This is a genomic window from Paenibacillus sp. SRL342 (genome assembly GCF_984798905.1).
Window position 1 is genome coordinate 1,138,937 of sequence record NZ_OZ481790.1, and the last position, 23,060, is coordinate 1,161,996.

Here is a 23,060-nt window from a genome sequence, read left to right on the forward strand (position 1 = left end):
TATACTATGTTAGGTAGGAGGTGAGAAACATGCCACTTGTGACACCATTTCAGAACAGTTTAAGATTTGTTGCAACCATTGGTGATGGGACCGGCACTGGGGCAACGTTTGCCATTGCTGCGACTGCTTTTACAAACGACGCTGGTGTAGCTGCAACCGCATTTCCAGGCACCTACAACTACTACAATCTTTATATTAATGGCCTTATGCAAACAGCAGATACATCCTCGGCTACGACGACTACAATTACAATTCCCGGTGGAGATGCATTAAATGATGGGACTCCAATTGTCGTACAATTTGTAGTGTCTTAAAGAAGATTTAATCATGCTGTATTGTTATCTTGTGCGACTTCTATCTGTGATAGAAGTCGTTCTTTTTGTACAAGATACCCAGTCGACTCAACGGCATTCATCCATGCATTAATGTGCAAAAATAGTTACCCAAGGATGTTGCCCAACGACCGGATAACCTCTGAGGAAATGATCCTTCCGTTTGATTCCAATCTTCCTTCCCACTTGTTAAAATTTAGGTACATAAACTAAGGTCAGGTTGGTGGTGAAAAGTAAATGCAGCGAATCGAGGTACATCCCGATCTATTGGAGGAAAAGGCCCGGTTGGTCCAACAGAAGAAACAGGAACTGGAGCGAATGGTCTGGGAACTGGAAAAATCGATCTATATGTTGCAGTCCGATTGGTCTGGTGTGACAGGAGAGCGATTCTTTTGGGATTTTATGCAGGTGAAAGAAGTGTTCCCGACTACACTCGGGCTGTTGGACGAAATCCAGAAAGAGTTTACGTTTATCGCCATGAACTTCAGAACAACGGATGGCACAGGAGAGGTTGCGCTATACATTCCAGAGGAGCTAAAGCGAAATTTCGCTGTAGGGCTGCTTGATAAATCAGTAGGAGAAACATTAACAGGAATGGGCCAGACGGCAGAAGCTTTCTTCTCTAACCCGTTCAGTACATTAAGCAGTGTGGCATATGCCATGACAGTGGGCAAAGTTGTAGATGTTGGGCGTGGTATTCAGTTTGCATGGGATACCGCCTGGGGTACGGGAACCGCGAGATCTGACATAGAGCAATTTGTGGATGAGCAGAAGAAACAGATCGATGAGAGTGGAGCAGGATATTACGGTGGAGCGATGACAGGTCAGGCTTTGGCGTATGTTTTGTTTGGCAGAGCTTTTCGTTCGAAGGATGACATTGGATCTGGGGGATCAGGGGGAGATAAGAAGGAGCCTCAAAAGGGAATTGACAGTCCCAGAGATCTAATAAAGCCAAGTGAATCACCTAATCCAGAGGCCTTACCAAGTGGAGCGAGAACAAAAATTCCAAATAATGCGGATAAGGCGACTAAACAGTCTTTAGAATTAGAAAATGATGCTGCTGATCAATTGGCGAGAAGTGGATATCGGATTGAACAGAACCCTAAAGTTTTAGATAGTGATGGAATTGATTCCAAAAGAGATCCCGATTTTAGAATTGAAGGGCGTATATTTGATTGTTATGCACCAACTGAAAATAAAGGTATTAGAGGTATTTGGAGTGAGGTTCAAGAAAAGGTTGTGATTAAACAACAAACCAAGAATGTGGTGATTAATTTAACAAAGTGGTCTGGAGATGATTCTGCGTTGCTTAAGCAATTTAAAGAATGGGAAATCCAAGGTTTAGAAGAAGTTATCGCAATCAAAAAGGACGGTAAGATCATATCAGTATTCCCTTAAAGTAGAGGAGACAAGTTTATGGAATATTCACTGAAGTTGAATGGAAAACAAGATCCTTTATGGTTGAAAAGATTAATTGAAAGTAAGAGTTTTGAAGTGAATTATATGAACCGACAACACAATGCATTGTTCATTCATGAGTTTGATCTAAGCGGTGGTTTGAAAATAACTGCTTATGATAATATTTTCCCGGCTGATCATCCAGCAGCTTCTTATGAAACTATGTTTCAAGAAGAGGATTTTATGTATCAACAAACCATATCTTTTGAATTGGAGAATAATCAACAATATGAATTATGGTATAAAACAATGTACGAAATTTCCTTTTATGTTATCGGATCACTCAAAGTAGATGGAGTATTCTATCACACATCTGGAGAAGAGATATTTTTCTATAAAAACGGAACGTATACGTTCAACGTAACATATCTTGAATTACTCCAAACGCATTACGGAGAACTTCTTGAAAATATTGAGTATTCAATTTTCAAGAAACCTCACAACTGAATTACAGATAAATAATGTATAAAGGCACTTCTACCAGACAAATGTAGAGGTGCTTCTTACTATAAAATCTTAGGAGAACAAATTGCCATGATTTTAAAGAAACGCTTCGTAATGATTGGATGCTGTATTGGCTTAGCATTATTACTTGTTCTAACCTATAGCTTTTATAAAGAAAAAAGAATGTATGAACAGTATCTAACGATGAATGTACGACAAGATATGGTTGATATGAAAAGTACAATTATAAATAATGATATTTTGTTTGATCGAATACTTGAGAATGAGCAAATAACAAACGAGATGGTTGAGGATGGAGAACAAGCCAGCCAGCTCTATTACAACTTTACAAATATGACTCAGATTATAGATAAGTATAACTTGATGAATCTAAATTTCAGTGAAGAAGCTAATTGGCTGGTACAACCCGCATCTTTATTCACAAACGATCTAGGTCAAGATGATGTAATGCCACCTACACTTCACCGCATGCGAATGACGTTCGAGAGACTGGACATAACCAGTTATCCTGTAACACTTGAACTTAAAACCAGGATCGAGGAGTATCAACAGTTAAATCAGCGATGGCTCAACATTATTGGGGATTTTGAATCCAAGGAAACTAACGAGAAGGATTGGCCCCAAATCTTGAATGATCTGGAGCAAGAGACCCAAGCTTATTTTAGTGAAAAAAAGCTTGATTTCGTGGATGATGACGTTTGGAGAGATGCTTTGAATCCAAGGTACGAATGATGAAGAAGAGTGCTCCTGCCGTTCATAGGCAATAGAGAGTGCTCTTTTTTTATATACAAACAACTAATGAATTTTCCCCCATGCTGGACGATAATAGAGTGGAGACCATATTTACCAATACCATGAATCTAATGATATCACTTACATATCCACAACCATCCTACACCCACACGAGGTACATTCATGAAACAAGGCATATATGAACAGCTTATCAACACCATCACCAGACAGGAGATTTCGGCACTGGACCCGGATGTGTATAACATTGGGACTGAGAAGCTGGATGCAGAGGAAGCACGCAAGCTGCTGTCCACGTATCTGGCAGCGGTGACCCGGCGAGCGCTCAAGATTGTGCGGGAACAGACGGAAGATAAGACGGCAGTGTTGGCGCAGATCCGAACGTGTAATGAGATTATTGCTACCCTGAAAGGCACACTGGGGGAAGAAGAGTACAACGAATTGCAACTGGACGAGCAGGGGGAAGTGCTGACCCATGTGTATTCCAAGCTGAACAGCATTCGTGCGGTCAGGGATACCAAAATCGTTCGTCCAGATACACCTATCGCGCAAAGCTCTTTATTCACAGGTGCAAAGTCCGAGCCGAGTATGTTATTGGAGTTGCAAAAGGAGATCGTGACCGCCGATCGGATCGACTGGCTGGTATCATTCATCAAATTCAGCGGGCTTCGTCTGCTTCTGGAACAACTTCAGCAATTCACGGCTGGCGGAGGCAAGCTGCGGATTATCACGACCACGTATATGGAAGCTACCGACCTTAAAGCCATTACCGAACTCAGCAAATTACCTAACACAGAGATCCAGATTTCGTATGATACCAAAGTGACTCGGCTGCACGCCAAAACGTACATTTTCCACCGTGATACTGGATTCACCACAGCCTATGTCGGCTCCTCTAACCTATCCAACCCAGCGCTGACCAGTGGTATGGAGTGGAACCTCAAGGTGACGGAGAAGGATTCACTCGATGTGCTGCGCAAGATTGAAGCGACCTTCGAGAGTTACTGGAATGACCGTGAATTTACGCGGTATATGGCTGAGGATGAAGGCCATGAGGCACAGTTGAAGGCGGCTCTGAATCGCAAAAAAGATCAGTCTAACCACTTTCACCTCGACATTCAGCCTTACGATTATCAAAAAGAAGTGCTGGAACAGCTGGACGCCGAGCGTACGCTGTATGGACGAACCCGCAATCTGATCGTTGCCGCCACAGGCGTTGGCAAAACGGTCATCTCTGCCTTTGACTACAAGCGATTCCGGGCAATCCATGCGGGAGCAAAGCTGCTTTTTGTTGCCCATCGGGAAGAAATCTTGAAGCAAAGCCGGGACACATTCCGGTATATCCTGAAGGATATGAACTTTGGCGAGCTGCATGTCGGGAATCACCGAGCGGAGGCGCTGGATCACTTGTTTGTTAGTATTCAGAGTCTTAACTCCATGAAGCTGACGGAGATCACCAGCCAAGACTATTACGATTACATCATTGTGGATGAATTCCATCATGCGGCTGCACCTTCTTACCAGAAGCTGTTGTCCCACTACGAACCGAAGATCTTGCTGGGACTCACAGCGACCCCGGAACGGATGGATGGCAAAGACATTACCGCCTACTTCGATCATACGATTGCCGCCGAGATCCGTCTAACCGATGCAATTGACCGGAAACTACTGAGTCCTTTCCAATATTTTGGCGTCACCGATACTGTCGATCTATCTCAGGTGAAGTGGTCGCGTAAAGGCTACGATCTGAACGAACTGGAGAAGCTCTATACCCATAACAAAATCCGTGCTAACCAGATCATCCAAAGTCTGAACAAATACGTAACCGATCTGGACGATGTGAAGGGGCTTGGTTTCTGCGTAGGGGTGGATCATGCGCTGTATATGGCCAAAATATTTAACGAAGCCGGCATTCCATCCATGGCCCTGCATGGCGGGTCGAGCGAACAGGAGCGTCATTCTGCGAAAGGACAACTGGTGAAAGGGGAACTGCACATGATCTTTGTCGTTGATCTGTACAATGAGGGCGTGGATATCCCTGAGGTGAACACCATCCTGTTCCTGCGTCCTACCGAGAGTCTGACCGTATTCCTGCAACAGTTGGGACGTGGACTACGGATGGCGGATGGCAAAGAGTGCCTGACCGTGCTTGACTTCATCGGACAAGCGCACCAGGAATACAGGTTCCAGGATAAGTTCCGTGCTCTGATCGGGGCCACCAAACATTCCATCTCGTACTACGTCGAGAACGGCTTCTCGAACCTGCCTCGCGGCACGTTCATTCAATTGGAAAAGCAAGCGAAAGAATACATTATGCGTAACTTAAAGCAAATGAGTCGTAATCGCAGAGGGTTAATCCAGAAGTTGCAAACGTTCCAACAAGACACCGGACTGCCGCTGACCTTGGCTCATTTTGTGGAACATCACGGGATGACTCTCTATGAATTGTATGGTGGACGCACGGGGAGAAGGTATTTCCGCGGCATGTTGGCCGAAGCTGGATTAACTGCATCCATTGAAGACGAACACGAGGAGTACATCCGCAGACTACCGTCTGTGCTGACGATTAACTCCCGAAGCTGGCTGACGTTCCTGATCGACTTTATTGAAAAAGGGAAAGAACCGACCAACGCTGATGAACAGCGCATGCTCATCATGTTCTACTACACGTTCCATCGGGCTGCGCCTGATAAACTAGGACTGAGCAGTATCGAAGAGGGTGTGCAGCGTGTGCTGTCTTGTGAGGCATTCCGAGCAGAGCTTGTGGATATTTTCAAATATAATCTGGCTCATCTGCGATTTGTGGATAAAAGTAATCCGTTCCCGTATACTTGTCCACTGGATATCCACTGTACGTACTCCATCGACCAAGTGCTCGCCGCCTTCGGTTACTGGAATGATCAGCAATCACCCGCCTTCCGTGAAGGCGTGAAGTATTTTGCCGATGAACAGACGGATATTTTCTTCATTACACTGAACAAATCGGACAAAGATTTCTCACCCTCAACGCTGTATGAGGATTATGCGATTAACGAGCGTTTGTTCCACTGGCAGACTCAGAGCAGGGTGTCGGAGCATACGGTTACCGCGCAGCGGTATATCCATCACCGCGAGAGAGGTAACCGGATCGTGCTGTTCGTGCGGGAGTATAAGGAGGAGCATAACTATACATCTCCATTTGTCTTCCTGGGCGAAGCCGATTATGTGAGTCATGAGGGGAACAAACCTATGAGCTTTGTATGGCGACTGCGGGAAGAGATGCCTGCGAAGATGGTGGCGGTGGCGAATAAGTGTATTGTTTGAATTAGTAGAGGGTAAAGCCTGCTGTAGGTAGCAGGTTTTTGTTTGAATTTTATTCATAGGAAAGTTCTTGATTATTTGAAAAGAAAATGTCGAATTATCTGGAATAGGATATTCAGACTATTCATTCAAAAGTCATATTAAAAATCATTAATTCAGGGTCTTTTTCCTCATTTTTAATGATAACCGTTGCGATATAAACCTGAAATCAGTAATATTCATGTGTGTTATAACAATGATAGCTCACTAGAAATAATTCGTCTAACAATTCATATTTACTCTTTATCAATACTATATGTCTTTATAAGATTGACAAGTTTAATGATTTGGAAGTTGAAGAGAGTAATTAAACGGCGAATTTCAAATGTGGGCTAAGATTCTCTTAAGCTGGCCAGCATACAAAATTAGAGAGTTTCTGTATTTTTTATTTTTCAGGAGGTTTATCCAATGAGAAAAAGTATAATGTTTTTGGCTGTGATTTTGCTTGTTACTCTGTTTCCTAAGTCAACATATGCTGCAACTGATGATCAATTTACAATAAAGAATGTATATGAATATAACAATGAAACGTATGATAAAATTAAACAGTATGATCATTTAAACGTGGAACTGTTGTCAGATAATAGCTTATCCATGGTTTTGGATACAGGAGAAGAAATTTTAAATGTGACTGATATTGCTTATGAAATGAACTATGATAACGAATCGAATACAACTTTAATTTCTGCTAGTGGGATGTTGCAAAATGGTAAATCTTTTGTATTGAAGTTAGGTTACGATCAGAAGGAGAACGCTAACGGAGACATTATTATTACATCCACTTCAGAGGGAAATGAATTTCCTGATGAGACCTTTATTCATTTCAATAATAATGAATGGATTTCTTTAAAGGAGATGCATGAAGGAATTCAGACTAATGAACAGCCAAGAGAAGTTCCTTCTGTGATCGGACCAATGGCTGCTGCTAATTTGCCTGTTGTTAAGTCGTCTAAATACGGTAAATATACGTTCTCGAACGTACAGTGGAATACAACGAATTTGATGTCAAATAACGATAATAACATGCAAATTAAATTCCAACCTTTGTTTTCTAATCTGGCAACTTGGAAAGCACCGAATGGGAGTACAGGTCAGCTCATTAAGAAACAATCCGACATCCATACGATTTTAACTCGTTATGAATCTTACGATGTTAATTCGACATATGCTATTGCATACACCAGACCTATTGTTAAGACGTCGAGTCAGCGCTCCATTCCAATTGCTATATCCTATGCAGGAATAGGAACTGAAATCCAGATCCCTATTGGTTCGAGTAACACAAGTAATGAGGGAAACCCTGCTAGATGGGATCTAAAAAGTATGTCCATTCCGCTTCAAAATTCAAGTGGTAGAGACCTAGATAAATATACAATACAAGGTGTCACAAGCATTACAGGTAAAGGTAAGAATGTGAAAATTCAAGCAGGCGTATATGTTAAAATCGGAGCATTTTATTCCTTTGGCAATAAGCCTGCTCAATGGACTACATTTACAGATACTTACACACATGATATAACTGCTAAAGTTCAATAATTACCTTAACGAGCTTTAGCTCTAAGGAGGAAATATGAAGAAACTCTTGCTTTTGGCATTGCTAGTTACATTGATTACTGGTTGCAGTTCAAATGATCGAGAAAAGGCAATAGATTATCTTGTGAAGAATCAAACCAATGATGTGACTGTCATCGTTTTTGGAGATAAGCCATCTGAGCGTTCCTACATCATAGATTTGCAAAAGGATCTCCAATTCATCAATGAGAACTTGAGAACAGATAATCCTATTGCGAATGTGAGCTATATTGATATTAGTGAGAAGCAACAGTATAATTTCGAGGAGATTTTCGAGATCCAAACTTATCCACATGTCATTGTATTTGAAAAGAATCAGATCGTCTTAGAAGCACAAACACCGGATGAGATTGTTCGCTTCTACGAGAAAGAAAAGTAGAATTATCTAAACCTTGCAGGGCAAATGCCTTTCAAGGTTTTTTATTTAACCAAGTTTTGTTAGTAGGGGTTGATAAGTGTATTGTATGAATAGCAAAAGTAAGGGCTTATTGTTAGATAAGGTGTTTTGTTTGAAAAGTAGTGGAAATAAGTGGATTAATGCTTGATAATGATTCTATAAGCCTGATTCTCTTTCAATTATCTAGTCCATTAGACTTATATGTAGAAATTAAGATAAATAAGGAAGGTGATAAAGACATGGAAAGTGATGAAGTACATTACTCAAGTAATAAAAGTGGAAATTATAAATTTTGGATCTTAATTGGATTTATATTGATTTTGCTTGCCGTGACAAATCCAAGCAAAGACGATTTTGTTAAGTGGGTCGTAAACTCTTCAGTAGAAGAGTCAGATAATGAATGGGTTAGTGCAGGGATCAATTTGTTTGGGAGCTCAGTTGTAAGTGGCGTTACTACGCAACAAGATCTAATATTTGTTTCAATTTTTAAAATGGAGCTTGGAACAGAAACAACTTCTACATTGGGTTTCGGAAAACGCTTCTTTATTAGACTTCCTTAATTCTGAAGAAATGAAATTACTGCTATACAGCTGATTGAATAGGAAAATAAAACGATGAAGCATTTATTTGTCATAATGTTGATCATAGTTATTACAGGCTGTGATTCTAGTAACGATCTGACTAACAAAGAAAATACTATAACTACTGAGTCAAGTACATATGAGAGTGTTGAAAAATGAGAAAAGCAATGTGGAGTGGACCACATATCAAAACAGCAGCTTCAGCTTCAGTATTAGTTATCCTGGATGTCTGATGATGAAATTGAATACAACTACTACGTTAAAGTATCAAAAGATTTTTTTGATGAAAACGAAAAAACTATACTTCGTATTGCTAAAAGTATGAAAGCCATTAAAAAGGTAAATCGGTTATATTTTTATAAGTTCTAAGGAGAATAAGTGAATGAATGAAATAATATGGCTCGTTATTGGTGTTGTTACATTATCAGTTGTTGCTGGACTATTACAGCCTTCTAAAAAGAAAAAAAGAAAAAAGTCCAACCCACGGAAGAAACAGACTACTAAAAAAACTGTGAGTAGTAGATTTAATCGTGCTTCCTCTACGTGTAGATCAGACGAAGTGATTCTAACTTTACCACTAGATAAAATGACCGGAGCAGAGTTCGAACGTTTACTTACACTCTATTTTAGAGACAACGGTTATACCGTAAAAGAAGTTGGCGTTGGGGGTAAAGATGGAGGAGTAGATCTGGTTATTACGGATAAGCGCGGTGAAAAAACAGCAGTCCAAGCCAAATGTTATGCCGATCATAATAAGGTGCAAGTAATGACTGTTCGTGAGCTGGTAGGTGCGAAAAGGAATCATGACTGTATTTTGTCTCTAATCGTGACCACATCTGATCTTACGGGTCCAGCAAGAAAAGAAGCCGATCAATTCAAAGTGGATTATTGGCACGGTGGTTTAGTAGACAGCAAGCTTCGCAGTTGGGGTAAATGGGTGCCATCCAATAGAAAAATGAAAATTGCACCGATTAAGAACGAGCAAGCGTCATCTAAGACATTATCTAATATCAAATGTAGTTGTGGTTCTTTAATGGTTAAACGTAAGAATAAAGCTGGGGCGGAATTTTGGGGATGTAGTAGCTACCCTACTTGTAGAAGAACGAAAGCTATCTGAATGACCTCAATAAAATGACGGTGAAACAAAGGCGAAGCAGCTTGTAAGCTGCCTTGCCTTTGTTATTTTTATGTTCAAGATCACTTTAATATTTCTCGTATCACATTTTTGGTTAGTTGAATACTGTCAGGGGAGGCATCTCTTAACATTTCTAAAATCTCCTGTATAACTACTTCTGACTCTGTGAAATGAAAATCCTCGTCTACATAAGCGAAAAGCTGTATTAAGTTTACTTCAAGTGACTCAGCGATCTTTGCCAGGTTCACCAAAGAAACATTCTTTTCTCCACGTTCGATCTGTCCTATGTATGAAAAATGAAATCCACCTTTTTCTCCGAGGGATTCCTGTGAATACCCTCTTTCTTTGCGTAGTGCGCGAATTCTGGCTCCGACCAGCTTCAAAACTTCTCTGTCTTCGTTCATGGTATTCACCTCTCTATGTTCAAAAGTGTAGACAAGTTTTCTCAAGGTAAACACCAAACGAAGAATACAAATAATTTATTTGATTACTATAAGTATTAATTTATTGTATAATACTGGTATTAACTCTTTGGAGGGATGACAATGGCAAGAAATTGGTCCATAACCGAAGCACATTGTAATCACCAAGTAGATTTTACTCCACGTTCGCAAGACCATGATATCTCCACACAACCTAGATCCAAACAAACTCCTGCTTATCACATGCTACATACTACAATATTGGACTATCACCAACATGCTAAGTATCATCTCAAACTTGCCACCATCATGAGTAATCACAATCAGTTCAAAGCCTGCCTCATTCTCTGCGATTGGGCTTTAACCTTCATGATCAAGGCGCTATATATCTATAAGTATCACTCAGTACATCTACCCAAGGAACTCACCATGAACGAAATCTTGCCTTTAGTGCATACAGACACTGAACCCGGATTGGATATCGCTTTGTTCATCGGTACGATGCAACATATGTCATCCCTAGCAGATTACCCGTATGACCAACCCATACAACTAAACAACGTCGAAAAGCTTCTTCAACGAACAGAAGAGATATTGGACGAGTTAACCACTCGATTGAAGGATGATTCATCAGGGAAGATGTTTTTTTAATTGATCATTTGGGTTAAATGTTTGATTTATCTGTGTTACGCTTACAAGATGAAATCATCCAAATGAAGGATGTATGATGCAGAGAATACAGAGGATGCTCTTTGCTTTGCGTCTGGAAAGTAGGTGTACATTTTGAAAAGAGTAATTGCTATCGCGTTTTTCATATTATCTATATTGGAATTGGTTACTCTAATCCTAATTGGTAAAAGCATGATGACTGGGTATATGGAACCGAGTACGTTTAGCGGGATAATTTCATTCCCACTAGGCGCTACGTACCTCTCGATCTGGATGTTCTTTTCACGGCAAGAGTTTACCGGAGGACGAGTCGCGGCACAGATCAGTTTTACAGCGGCCTTGTTGACGGCGTGCCCGCTGGTGTGTTTATGGATTGTTTTCTATTAAATAAAGAGATTAAGAAGATTTCCTTTAAATTAGGACCTATGAAGTACGTTGTTGGAAATATTGTTATGGTGAGAAAGGAAAAATCAGAATGTTGGAAGGATGTATGTGCATCAAGCTTCTGCTAACATGGTAAAATCCTATTTCAAACGCGGAGAATGATATGAGTACAATTAAAGTAACACCGGAGGAGTTGCTGCATGTATCTAAACAGATTGAGCAGGGCAGGCAGCAGTTGGAAGGAATACGTAATGACCTGACTGCACGGATCGGATTCATCCAATCTCAGTGGGCGGGAGCAACGCAGGAACGATTTTTCTATGATTTTCATCATTCACGTCCTGTACTGGATCGAGCACTGGAAAGTATGGTGAAGTCCTCTCAGGATCTAATGGCGATTGCCGAGAGATTCGACCAAGCAGATCAGGAACAGGTGAGCTTGGGAGCCGTTACTGGACAGATTGCTGCCCATACAATGATGAACCATAATACAGGTAACACAGAAGAACAAAGGCGAATGGTATATAATCCTTTGTTTGGAGTTAACATGCCTGCAAGTGAAGCAGAGGATGGGATGCCAGGGCAAAAAGAGTTTGTTAAGTATTGGGAACAGGGTGGCACCTATGAAGAAATGAGAGCTGGACCGAAGCAACCGGAGTCTGGCGGTGGGGATATATATGATGAACAGATTAGTGCATTTATGGAAGGTCATCATCCCGTAACTGGAGAATCCATACCGGCTTGGCAAGCAGCAGTTTCTATAGGAGGTTTACAGACTGCTAAGCTCGTGTTGGCTTTTACAGGAACGTATAATAGGAGTTATAAGGTTCCAAAAGAAGGATTAGGATTCCCAAAAGGTATGATTGGTGGAAGAATTACAGTAAGTAATGAAAGAATTCACCATGCTTCACTTGGAGATTTTAATTCTAAAAATAGATTGATCAATGGTGGTCACGGTCAAGATAATATTAACTACTTACTTAAAAATAAGATCGCCTTTAACATTACTAAAGAATATGAAAACGGTGTACGGGTTGGTAATATACCTAATCACAAAAATAAAGCAAAGCGAAGTGGAGAGGGCCAAGCATGGTTCCCTAAGGAGTGGACATCGGAAGATATTAAAAAGTCAGGTGAGCATGTAGCAAATCTGCCTGAGAATAGAGTTAAGGGTGACGGTGAATGGATGTTTGGAAACTATAATGACGTTAGAGTAGGCGTAATCAAGAACGATGGACAGATCGGAACGATTACTCCAGATAACTCAAGACAACCGTGAGGAGAACAAACCATGGTAGACTACAGTGAAAAAGTTATCTCATTAGTAAAGAAGAGAAAAGATTTACATCCCGACGATCCAGCTATTCAAACGATATGGAATGAGATGGTAGACATTCTAAAAGAGAATGAGCAGAGTGCCATATCATTTCTAAATCAATGCGGAGAAGAAGATTTATATTGGCTCAGTGAGATATATGAAGATCTATCTTCTGAATTCCAAAGTCGAGCATTTATAGATTGTCTTCTTCAATTGCAAAAGAAGTATCCTGATCTGGATATGGAGCAAGACATAGAATATGCGATCCAATCAATGGAGGATTAATAATAAGATCATTGAAAGTAATCAGGAAAACATAGTTTTCAACAAATGAATAAACGGATTCTAAAGTGGGTGGCATGGTGTCAAAAAGTATTTATATGAAGAAAAAAGAAGAGGTGCTTGCACCGGAACTTATGGCGTATACCTTGGCCAAATTAGGTTCGTATGAATGGAATAGAACAGAGATGTATAATCCGAATCGGATATATGAGAAACCTGCGGGTTTTTGTTTTAGATTCCATAACGCTGATCAGCTTTACGAGGAATTAAAGCATTGTATTCAGCACTTTAAGGGTAACCTTGAGTGGACGATCTATGTAAGTCCTTTAACCAAAAATAAAAATTATGTCATTGAGCCTGCTGATGTATACCATGCGAAACAAACTGAGGCATATCAGGTGAATTTGGAACTTGAAGAAGTGCTTCAAGATTCATATAAAGAAATCTGTGAGCAAGCGCTTCAAGACATCCCATTGTTATGTAACCATATTGAGCAATGGTTTGAGTTGGAACATAAGCAACTACATCCGCCTACAATACCGAATTGAAAACATTGGGAAAATGAAAGAATTATATGATGTAAGAAGGTTTGGATATGGAAAGTTTAGAAATTATTTTGATTGATTTTAACAAAAATAATCTAGATCGATTCATTAAGAATGATTTGAACATTCAGTTGGATCATATCAAAAGTTCTCACTTTTATGATAACCGTAGTGAAAACGATATTGAATTTCAGCAAATAGAGAGCCTTGAAGAGATTCTTTCTCCTAAGGGAACGGGGAATATATTATTGTCTCAGCTTTACCTGGGTCATACCTTTAACGACGTGATGATTGTATTTTCATTCGATGAGGAATCTGGAGATATCGTTATGAATTTTCCTGAAGAGGAGTTGTTCAGCGGAGAAAATTCAGAGACAACGTTAAATGCTCAGAAGTTAATAGAGTATATTCTTGATATTATGAAGAAGTATGCAATTGAAAAAGTTAGAATCGGTTATGAACCAGCTATGGATGATGACACTTGTTTGGTTGAGATTGATAAAGAAACAACGAATATGAATGCTATTGTCTCAAAACTGTTGGCTTAGAATCCTTCTGAACCAGAGTTTGTTGCAAAATAATTAGACATTAATAATGGCAGAAAGCCCATTTCAACTCGAATACGAGTAGTCATGGGCTATTTTTATCTCCTCAATCCAATCCACTACTTTACAAAATCACCCATCCCTCCCCATAGCAAATGGTATAATGGCAAAAAGGGAGATTCTTGCGCAAGGCTCGAAGGCTCTCACAGCAGAAAGGATGTTATACCACATGCCTACATACAACAAATTGGTGCGGGACAAGATTCCGCATATTATCACATCCAGTGGTAAGGAATGCCGGACACGCATTCTGGACCCGGAGGAGTATAAGCAAGAACTAAGAACAAAGCTGCAAGAAGAATCGGAAGAATACATGAGTGCAGGAAGCGATCAGGAAGCGCTAGAAGAACTGGCCGACATGCTCGAAGTGATCCGGGCGCTGGCTGAGGTGCATGGAGCGAATGCGGCGCAATTGGATAAGCTACGGGCGGACAAGGCTGAGGCACGCGGTGGATTCCAGGAGAGAGTGTATCTGATCGATGTCGACGAAGCTTAACGTTAAACTCATTACAGATAACTTGGCAGACGAACTGATTGCCCGGATGCAGCATGCATCCGGGATTTATATTATGACGTCCTTTATTATGCAGTCAGGGGTGAGACTGCTGGCCCCGCACTTAAAGCGGGCGGCGGAGCGTGGGGCAGAAGTACGGATGCTCGCAGGAGATTATCTGTACATAACACAGCCAGAAGGATTGCGGGCGCTGTGTGAGGTTGATCCACGAATCGAGACACGGCTGTGGCGAAGTATGGGCACTTCTTTTCACCCGAAAGCTTATCTGTTCGATCACGACAACGGGGAAGGGCTGCTGATCGTCGGTTCATCGAACTTTTCGTTCACTGCGCTGAGGACGGGATATGAATGGAATCTGGCGATGAATGCGGAGGCGGAGCCGTATACGTTCCAGATGGCTTTGGATAAGTTCATGCAGAGCTTCTACCACGAGACAACTCTGCCGGTGAACCCGGATTCGATTGCGCTGTATGAAGAAGAGTACCGAAAGTATCACCAGAAGAACCCGGAGATGATCCAGCGGATCACGGAGATGGAAGAAGCGGATTTTGGCACAGGTCTACCTGAGGACAAAGAGGAAGAAGACGCCGAGCTGTCGCTTGTGCCGATCCAGCCGCGTTTGGCGCAGTTGGATGCGCTTGAAGCACTCCATGGCACGATGGAGGAGCAGTACGACAAAGCGATGGTCGTCATGGCGACCGGGCTTGGTAAAACGTATCTGGCGGGTTTCTTAGCCCAGCGGTTCCAGCGGGTGTTGTTTGTGGCGCATCGGGAAGAGATTCTGTTCCAGGCGAAGAAGTCCTTTCAACGGATCATGCCGGATCGTACTCATGGGATTTACAACGGGCAGTATAAGGATGGAACCGCGGATTGTGTGTATGCTTCGATCTTTACGCTGAGTATGCAGAAGCACCGGGATGTGTTTGCTGTCGATGCATTTGATCTGATCGTGGTGGTCGAATTTCATCATGCGGCGGCGAAGACGTATATGTCGGTGATTGAGCATTTTCAGCCTAAGTTCTTGTTGGGCATCACGGCTACCCCGGATCGACTGGATGGCAAGGATGTGTATGCGCTCTGTGATGGGAATGTGGCGTACCAGATGCACTTTATTGAAGCGATCCGGAGGGGTTGGTTGGCTCCATTTCAATATTACGGAGTATTCGACGATACGGACTACTCGCAGATTCGTTGGATCGGGACGAAGTATGATGAAGAACAGCTTATGGCTGTTCAGTTGCAAGAGGAGCATGTGGAGACCATTTATGAAGCCTGGCGGCGGCACAAGCAGACTAGAACGATTGGCTTTTGCTCCTCGATCCGGCAGGCGGACTATTTGGCTGCGTATTTTCGCAGTCAGGGGGTGAAGGTGCTCAGTCTACATTCGCGCACATCGGAGATGTCCCGGGAGGAAGCCATTCGCCAGCTTGATGCGGGTGAACTGGAGGTTGTGTTGACGGTGGATCTGTTCAATGAAGGAACGGATATACCGCGTGTAGACACGCTTCTCTTTGTGCGTCCAACGGAGTCACTCACCGTGTTTACCCAGCAGGTAGGGCGCGGCCTACGGCTGGCGGAAGGCAAATCACATTGTGTCATCATCGACCTGATCGGAAACTACCGAAATGCGGATGTGAAATTGAGTCTGCTGGATGTGCGCGGGGAGCTGGAGGGAACCGCGAAAGACCGGGATTCGGCTGTGCCGGAAGTTCCAGACAACTGCGGGATTCATCTGGAGACCCGGGTAGTGAACCTGCTTCAGGAGCTAAGCCGCAAACGGCTGCCGCGCCGCGAGAAGTTGCATCAGGATTTTCTGGATGTGAAGCGAGAACTGGGGCGTATTCCGACGTATCTGGGGCTGCATCTCATGGGGCGTTCGAAGAGTATCGGGTACCGGAACGAATTTGGCTCCTATGTTGGGTTTCTCTATTGGGCGGAGCTGCTGTCCCCGGCTGAGGGAGAGGTGTACGTTCGGCATGAGGCGTGGCTGCGTGATGTGGAGAAGACACTCATGAACAAAAGCTATAAGATGATCATGCTGCTGTACATGTTGGAGCGAGGCGAAGCGTACTGGATGGACCCGATCACACCGGGGGAGATGGCAAGGTTCTTCCATACGTATCTGACGGAGAAGGAGTACCGGAAACGGAAGGACTTTTCGGACAAGGACAAGCTTGCGCTCTGGGAATGGAATGAGAGAACGGCAACACGGATTGAGAAACTGATTATCGACATGCCGATGTCTATGTGGAGTGGGGCGAAGGGCAGCATGACACGATTCGAGGAAGGCGTGTTCTCGCTGAATGTGCAGGTGAAGGATGCGGAGGAAAAGGCGCTACTGTATCGTTGGACGAAGGAGATTTGTCAGTATCGTTTGCATGCGTATTTTGAGCGGGGGAAAGGTAAGTAGAGAAGAAGCTCTTATACAGTCAGTCAAATTGAAATTTTATTTGGCAAATAAAAATTTACCAAGAAGAAAAAACAAAAAGCGTACCAGTGGAATAGCGGTACGCTTTTTGCTTACTTGAAATTAACTTTTTGTAGTTCACTTATATTATTCGAATAGGGAAACTGTCTAATAATTGCAGAGAGATCGAACAACAAATATATCAATATAAAAAGATTAGATATTATTAATATTAAAAGAGGGTTTTATTATAATTTATTGAATAATATATAATATATGGAAGTGGTATCGTCATAAGGAGGTGAACTATTTAGACCTATTTTTTATTAAAAAGTAGATTGTGCCAGAAACTAGTCCAGCTAAGATAAGAAGGCTAACAACGAGAATAAGAATATTATTCCACACAATGTGCATTGTCGAAACCCCTTTCATAATAATTTTTAGGAGGTATTTAAAGTGAAGAAGATCAGTATGTTATTGACATTATTCTTAGTTTCAATATCCATTTCCGTTCTTTTTACTAATTCAGCCCACGCAAGTACAGGTGAGGAAGATACAGCCTTAAAAATACAAAATATACTAGATAAGTATGAAGTGAACGAACCATTTTCTGACGAAGATACACAATATTTAAAAGAAAACTCAGCTTTAAACAATAATATAACATATATTCAAAATAAAGGGGACGTATCAGTCTTTTCGGTCTCAAAGAAATTTTTCACAGGTAACAATAAAACATTAGCTTTAACTGGTTATGTAGAATACGATAACGGATTCGGTAAAAATAGCTGGAATTTCTATATGGACGCATGGGACACAGCTGGCATAAAAAGAAACATCCGAGCAGAAGTTAAAATTGATTGTGTAGGTATTGTAAATTTTGAAACTGGAGCAATAGGTAAAATCTATAACAATACAGTAAGCCAGACATCGTCTGGCAAAGTGGATTTCCTTACCTTAAATAAGTCTGATTCATTCACAGGCCTACCTATGTTTGTTTATTATTATCCAAAGGCTACATTTGACGGAGTTGATCTAGTTGGTGAATTCAGATAAAAACATTTCTAGAAATTAAAATATTCATCAACAAACCCATGGCTAAGGTGCTCTAGCCATGGGTTTGTTAGATACATCATCTACATAATTGGGCGTTAAGTTTATATTACAATTGTTCCGTGTTTTTTCTGTGCGTTCTTTCGGAGGTCATCTAACATCTTTCACAGTTGATATGACCCCACCCTCCACATGGACCATAATCGCCTGATACAAAAACCTCAAAAAATCCCCATCACCAAACTGATCAAAATAACCCGCATAGCGGCGATCGGTCGTATAGGCTTCTGCAATACACCTCAGAATCTCATCATCACAGACCATAAATTGTTCCAGACAACCCTTCCATTCACGCACTAACGCTTGGACCTCACGAGAAGCAGGGGACCGATCCTGATGCTTCGCCAATTCCCGAAATACCTGCTCCATGTTGATCGAGAACTGCTGGTAGGCTTTTTCTTGCTCTTCCGCAGACAGCTCGCTCACATTAGCTTCAAATTCCTGATATTTCTCGGTGTCTCCATACACAAACTTTGCCTCAGATTGATACTGCTCTTCGATAGACAAAATGGAAGAGTCGTCAAACAGATGAAGATGAGAGATATCTTTCCCATCCACATACTCGTCCAACTGGTCGATGATGGTTTCGAGCTTTTGTTTGCGTTGAACGAGTGTACTGCGATGTTCTCTCAGAATATCTTTTTGTTCTTCTTTGGAAAGTTGCATCATGGCTGCAATGTCTTTTAAGGAGAAATTCATTTCTTTGAACAGAAGAATTATTTGCAGATTCCCCAGTGCCTCTTGATCGTAATACCGATAGCCATTGTCTTCGACTTTGCTCGGTTTCAATAGATCCGTTTTATCGTAATAATGTAATGCGCGCTTGGTGATGCCGGTAATCTGAATGATATCTTTAACGGTGAAATAGGGTGTCTTCATTCCAAAAGTCCTTTGTTTCAGCAAGGATGACACTTGCCGGAGTGATGGTTGCTTTGGTAATCGGTGTACCTGTTTTGTGCAGATAATATTGAATTAAGTGATAACCGCAGGCATAGCCAGCCGCATAGGGCATACCTACGGGCGTGAAATTTTGCATGATGGCAAGTTCATCGCCGTATAGATACGGATTGATCTGGTCAAAACCGGTGACATGCAGCTGGTCTTTCATTTTTGGCTTGATAACGTTATTCAAAGTCTCCAGTTCCGTTTTGGCTACCCATGGGCCTAGCAACTCCTCTCCATACAGGGATGTCGCAAAACTCTCGGCCAACCCCTCGCTAACCACCATCTCCCCAAGCGTAATCTGTGGACTCCACTGGATATATTGATATCTCACATTATGATTGCATTCATGGGCTAACACGGATTGCATACGAGGTAGAGTATACCCATTGGGGATCAGGTTCGCAATAATATAACCCGGGATTCCACCGTCTCCGCTAATACCTTCGTTCATGGTGAGTGAAGGACTGTTCTTGTCGCCTAATAAAATCGTATATAGATATTCGGAGACCGATAGCTCAATCCCGTGATCTGTAAAGGTCGATAGACTCGTACGAACAGCTTCATGACACTGTTGCCAAAATGCTTCAGACGAGATCGCTGCTAACGATTCGTTAATCTCAGGTGTGATATCTGCTGGAGCGATATTCATAAAGTTATTCAACATAATCACGTCGAAGCCGTGAGGCTCTTGAGAGCGAAACGGGATTTGTTGAATGTTCCATTTGTTCATGAATGGACTCATCATTCGATCGCGGTATAACTCCAATTTCTCATCGGGTGCAGCCTGGATGATCTCCTCATAGATTTGATCTGAGCGAAAAGCGGTAATCTTCATCCTTAATCTCTCCTTCATGTAAGCTTGAGATCATTATCAAGTATGACCTAACGTAACAGTCAAGCGTTGATGTCACGCTGCTGGCTCTCAGAATGATTCTTCATCTTCATCGCGAATATCAGAGCAGACAGGATATAGATCAGGCTTAACAAGAGATAAGGGAGTTGTAGCGAGAATACGCGATCAAAAGTCGTTTCACTAACTCGCACCAATAACCCGCCAAGAAGCGTACCGATGGCACTAATGCCAAAGGACAAAAAGCGAAACACACTTCCGACCCTGCCAAGCATCTCATTAGGAACGGAACGTTGCAGGATGGAGGAACGGGTAACATTGTAGACAATGATGAAAAATGCAGCACAGAAGTACAGACTACCTACCATATACGCATTTGTAGTTAGACCCACCACACCGTAGATGATTCCCATGCACAAAATGGAGGAAATAATCAATTGTTTTGTACTCCATTTCTTACGCATATAAGCAACAGCCTGGCTCCCTACAATGCTGCCGATTGTTGCAATGGAGATGAGAATACCAAATGCAAAAGCATCCAACTGAAGCACATCTCGTACAAAGAAAATCTGAGTAGCCAGAATGATCGAATACATCAGCGTAATGGTGACAGACAGAATGGCTAGTCCGCGGAGAAAACGATCATGATAGACATATCGAATACCGGACCACATCTCGCGTTTCCAATTCTTCATCGGGCGAACTTCCTTCTTGGTTGTTTCCGTATCCCCTGGGTAGAAGTTTCCCTTCAAACTGATCAAAAAGAGCAGAGCAATAACAGCTGTTACAGCGTCTATGGCAAAAGGAAAAACAATATGCAGGGTGATAATGAACCCTCCCAGGGCAACGCCCAGAATATCACTTGTGATTAACTGTCCAGCGGTGAACTGCCCATTCGCTTTCTCCAATTTACTTTGATCTACCAGTTGTGGGATTACCGTCTGCACCGTACTGTCGAATACAACTCGGCTCAGGCCAATCCCAAACATGAACAGAGCCAGAATCGGAATGCTCACCCATCCTCCCCAGATACATAACGTCAGGACAAGCAGAAGAATCATTCGCGTAAAACCTGCCCCAATCAGCATATGTTTGCGTGAGTATCGGTCGATGAGAACACCCACGGGCAGACTGAAGAGTAGCCAGGGTAAACGAAGTGCCGTCATGATGACAGAAGCATACAGCGTATCGCTTGTAAGGGTTGATATGAGCCAAGGAACCGCAGCAAGTGTAAGTCCATCACCCAAAAATGTAAGCGAAAATGCACCAAATAACTTGGTATAATTCGACTTGATTTTCATCGTTCCCTCCATCAATAAGATGTTAAGCATAGCAACTTTGAGGTTGGAAAATAATGTGTTTTCACATAAACCAAATTTAAGTTATTCTAAAATGGTTTTCAATCCTATTTTTACAACAAATAACTTCACAAAACGCTTACAAACTTTCAATTCTACCCTACCTTTTCCGCTACGAAGCTGAGATAATGGGAGAGGAATAAGGCATGAAACAGACACAACAACCATGTTCACCAACAGTCTAAAAATAAAAGCTGCATATCCATAGGAGGATTATTAATGACGACACAACCATTGAATCTGATCCAATCCACGGAGGGCCAAGCGTTGCTTGCCCAAATGTATGGACAATCACAAGTAGAGGAACAGACTGCACGTTACACAAAGCTGAACGCAACGTTTGAAGAGTACTTCGGCCCGCAAGAGGGAAGCAAGTTGTTCAGCGCAGCAGGACGCAGCGAGATTGGCGGCAATCATACGGATCATAACCATGGTAAAGTGCTGGCGGGCAGCATTACGCTGGATACGATTGCAGTGGCAGCACCAACTGCGGATTCGGTTATTACCTTTTATTCAGAAGGTTATGACAAGAAATATGTAATCGATCTCACGGACCTCACGCCAAATACGGAAGACGATGGCACAACAGCATTGATTCGCGGTATGGCTGCGGGATTTGGAGAATTCGGATATAAGGTAGGCGGCTTCCAGGCGTATCTCTCGAGTAACGTGTTTTCGGCATCAGGGGTGAGTTCCTCGGCGTCATTTGAGATGCTGATCTGTACGATTTTGAATCATTTCTATAACGATGGAGCATTGGATGTTGTGACCTTGGCCAAGATCGGTCAGTATGCGGAGAATCACTATTGGAACAAACCTTCCGGTCTGTTGGATCAGATGGCTTGTGCGTACGGCGGACTCATTGCTATTGATTTTGAAAATCCCGCACAGCCTGTCATTGAACCTGTTCAGTGGGATTTCCAACAAAACGGCTACTCATTGGTCATTGTGAATACGGGCGGTAACCACGCTGATCTGACAGAAGATTACGCTGCTGTGCCATATGAGATGAGAGCGGTTGCTCAGGCACTGGGCAGTGAGTATGTTCGGGAAATTACTGCAGACGCCATCTATGCCAACCTCAAGAAGGTTCGTGAAGCTGCTGGGGATCGTGCCGTGCTGCGTGCACTTCATTTTCTGGAGGAAAACAATCGTGTCGATGGTCAGGTTCAGGCGTTGCGTGATGGACGTTTTGCTGATTTCTTGAAACTGATTACGGCGTCTGGTAACTCGTCATGGAAGTGGTTGCAGAATGTATATCAGAGTGGTGCTGTGAAGGAACAAGAGATTGGCATCGCGCTGGCACTGACCGAGAATTATCTGCAAAACCTGGGTGACGGCGCTTGTCGTATTCATGGTGGAGGATTCGCAGGGGTTATTCTGACGATCCTTCCAAACGAAAAAGTAGAAGAGTATATGTCATGGATGCACGACATGTTGGATACGCCGATTATCGTCGTTAATGTACGTGCACAAGGCGCAGTATGTCTGAATGCTTTGATCGCTAACGCGGGCTAAAAAGCACTTAGATAAATAGTTCAATATGATTCAACGAAGTCCGGGCCATGCCCGGGCTTTTTGGGTTTTTCATTTTTTGATAAACTCCAAACTTTGAAGGT

The 23,060-nt window shown here is 42.3% G+C and carries 22 protein-coding genes; 18 read left to right on the forward strand and 4 right to left on the reverse strand.

What is annotated here, in order from left to right:
- Positions 1–29 precede the first annotated feature (29 nt).
- From AC4E8D_RS05075 to AC4E8D_RS05115, 9 genes are all read left to right on the forward strand, one after another.
- Positions 30–314, forward strand: coding sequence for a DUF4183 domain-containing protein (locus AC4E8D_RS05075; RefSeq protein WP_036606220.1), 285 nt, complete (start codon positions 30–32; stop codon positions 312–314).
- A gap of 255 nt (positions 315–569) precedes the next feature.
- Positions 570–1,730, forward strand: coding sequence for a CdiA C-terminal domain-containing protein (locus tag AC4E8D_RS05080; RefSeq protein WP_260632564.1), 1,161 nt, complete (start codon positions 570–572; stop codon positions 1,728–1,730).
- Positions 1,731–1,748: 18 nt separating this feature from the next.
- Positions 1,749–2,237, forward strand: coding sequence for a hypothetical protein (locus tag AC4E8D_RS05085; protein ID WP_221818887.1), 489 nt, complete (start codon positions 1,749–1,751; stop codon positions 2,235–2,237).
- Between the two features lie 87 nt (positions 2,238–2,324).
- A complete protein-coding gene (locus AC4E8D_RS05090) occupies positions 2,325–2,987 on the forward strand; it encodes a hypothetical protein (RefSeq protein ID WP_221818888.1) in 663 nt (220 codons plus the stop codon).
- A gap of 183 nt (positions 2,988–3,170) precedes the next feature.
- Positions 3,171–6,308: a DUF3427 domain-containing protein gene (locus AC4E8D_RS05095; protein WP_490205933.1), complete on the forward strand. Its 3,138-nt coding sequence runs from the start codon at positions 3,171–3,173 to the stop codon at positions 6,306–6,308.
- Between the two features lie 444 nt (positions 6,309–6,752).
- Positions 6,753–7,880: a hypothetical protein gene (locus AC4E8D_RS05100; protein ID WP_339182294.1), complete on the forward strand. Its 1,128-nt coding sequence runs from the start codon at positions 6,753–6,755 to the stop codon at positions 7,878–7,880.
- A gap of 34 nt (positions 7,881–7,914) precedes the next feature.
- Entirely contained in the window at positions 7,915–8,295 is a 381-nt protein-coding gene (locus tag AC4E8D_RS05105; RefSeq protein ID WP_221818891.1) for a hypothetical protein, read from the forward strand.
- A gap of 158 nt (positions 8,296–8,453) precedes the next feature.
- Entirely contained in the window at positions 8,454–8,873 is a 420-nt protein-coding gene (locus AC4E8D_RS05110) for a hypothetical protein (protein WP_405131491.1), read from the forward strand.
- Positions 8,874–9,276: 403 nt separating this feature from the next.
- Complete coding sequence (locus AC4E8D_RS05115; RefSeq protein ID WP_221818893.1) at positions 9,277–10,011, forward strand: restriction endonuclease; 735 nt, start codon at positions 9,277–9,279, stop codon at positions 10,009–10,011.
- Between the two features lie 80 nt (positions 10,012–10,091).
- Here AC4E8D_RS05115 and AC4E8D_RS05120 read toward each other — a convergent pair whose 3' ends face one another.
- Positions 10,092–10,433, reverse strand: a complete 342-nt coding sequence (locus AC4E8D_RS05120; RefSeq protein WP_076253421.1) for a helix-turn-helix domain-containing protein — start codon at positions 10,431–10,433, stop codon at positions 10,092–10,094.
- Positions 10,434–10,574: 141 nt separating this feature from the next.
- Between AC4E8D_RS05120 and AC4E8D_RS05125 the strand changes: the two genes are divergently transcribed.
- From AC4E8D_RS05125 to AC4E8D_RS05160, 8 genes are all read left to right on the forward strand, one after another.
- Positions 10,575–11,102, forward strand: a complete 528-nt coding sequence (locus tag AC4E8D_RS05125; protein ID WP_221818894.1) for a HEPN domain-containing protein — start codon at positions 10,575–10,577, stop codon at positions 11,100–11,102.
- A 565-nt stretch (positions 11,103–11,667) separates the two neighbouring features.
- Positions 11,668–12,783 (forward strand): WXG100 family type VII secretion target, encoded by a 1,116-nt coding sequence (locus tag AC4E8D_RS05130; protein ID WP_221818895.1) that lies wholly within the window; start codon positions 11,668–11,670, stop codon positions 12,781–12,783.
- Positions 12,784–12,795: 12 nt separating this feature from the next.
- Positions 12,796–13,107 (forward strand): hypothetical protein, encoded by a 312-nt coding sequence (locus tag AC4E8D_RS05135; protein ID WP_221818896.1) that lies wholly within the window; start codon positions 12,796–12,798, stop codon positions 13,105–13,107.
- Positions 13,108–13,202: 95 nt separating this feature from the next.
- A complete protein-coding gene (locus AC4E8D_RS05140; protein WP_221818897.1) occupies positions 13,203–13,652 on the forward strand; it encodes a hypothetical protein in 450 nt (149 codons plus the stop codon).
- Positions 13,653–13,699: 47 nt separating this feature from the next.
- A complete protein-coding gene (locus tag AC4E8D_RS05145) occupies positions 13,700–14,197 on the forward strand; it encodes a hypothetical protein (protein ID WP_221818898.1) in 498 nt (165 codons plus the stop codon).
- A 226-nt stretch (positions 14,198–14,423) separates the two neighbouring features.
- A complete protein-coding gene (locus AC4E8D_RS05150) occupies positions 14,424–14,750 on the forward strand; it encodes a nucleoside triphosphate pyrophosphohydrolase (RefSeq protein WP_105405575.1) in 327 nt (108 codons plus the stop codon).
- Complete coding sequence (locus AC4E8D_RS05155) at positions 14,734–17,178, forward strand: DEAD/DEAH box helicase family protein (protein ID WP_490205934.1); 2,445 nt, start codon at positions 14,734–14,736, stop codon at positions 17,176–17,178. The genes AC4E8D_RS05150 and AC4E8D_RS05155 overlap by 17 nt, the downstream gene beginning before the upstream one ends.
- A 453-nt stretch (positions 17,179–17,631) precedes the next feature.
- Entirely contained in the window at positions 17,632–18,231 is a 600-nt protein-coding gene (locus AC4E8D_RS05160; protein ID WP_221818900.1) for a hypothetical protein, read from the forward strand.
- Between the two features lie 147 nt (positions 18,232–18,378).
- On the opposite strand, the gene AC4E8D_RS05165 is transcribed toward AC4E8D_RS05160, so the two are convergent.
- Genes AC4E8D_RS05165 through AC4E8D_RS05175 form a run of 3 tightly spaced genes read right to left on the reverse strand, consistent with a single transcriptional unit; the run spans position 18,379 to position 21,384 of the window.
- Positions 18,379–19,167 (reverse strand): MerR family transcriptional regulator, encoded by a 789-nt coding sequence (locus tag AC4E8D_RS05165; RefSeq protein ID WP_405131494.1) that lies wholly within the window; start codon positions 19,165–19,167, stop codon positions 18,379–18,381.
- Positions 19,142–20,068: a DUF2268 domain-containing putative Zn-dependent protease gene (locus AC4E8D_RS05170; RefSeq protein WP_405131495.1), complete on the reverse strand. Its 927-nt coding sequence runs from the start codon at positions 20,066–20,068 to the stop codon at positions 19,142–19,144. Before AC4E8D_RS05170 ends, AC4E8D_RS05165 begins: the two co-directional genes overlap by 26 nt.
- Before the next feature lie 59 nt (positions 20,069–20,127).
- Positions 20,128–21,384 carry an MFS transporter gene (locus AC4E8D_RS05175; RefSeq protein WP_490205935.1) on the reverse strand — a complete coding sequence of 419 codons (1,257 nt, stop codon included), beginning with the start codon at positions 21,382–21,384 and terminating at the stop codon, positions 20,128–20,130.
- A gap of 276 nt (positions 21,385–21,660) precedes the next feature.
- Here AC4E8D_RS05175 and AC4E8D_RS05180 point away from each other — a divergent pair, with 276 nt between their 5' ends.
- Positions 21,661–22,959: a galactokinase gene (locus AC4E8D_RS05180; protein WP_339307044.1), complete on the forward strand. Its 1,299-nt coding sequence runs from the start codon at positions 21,661–21,663 to the stop codon at positions 22,957–22,959.
- Positions 22,960–23,060 lie beyond the last annotated feature (101 nt).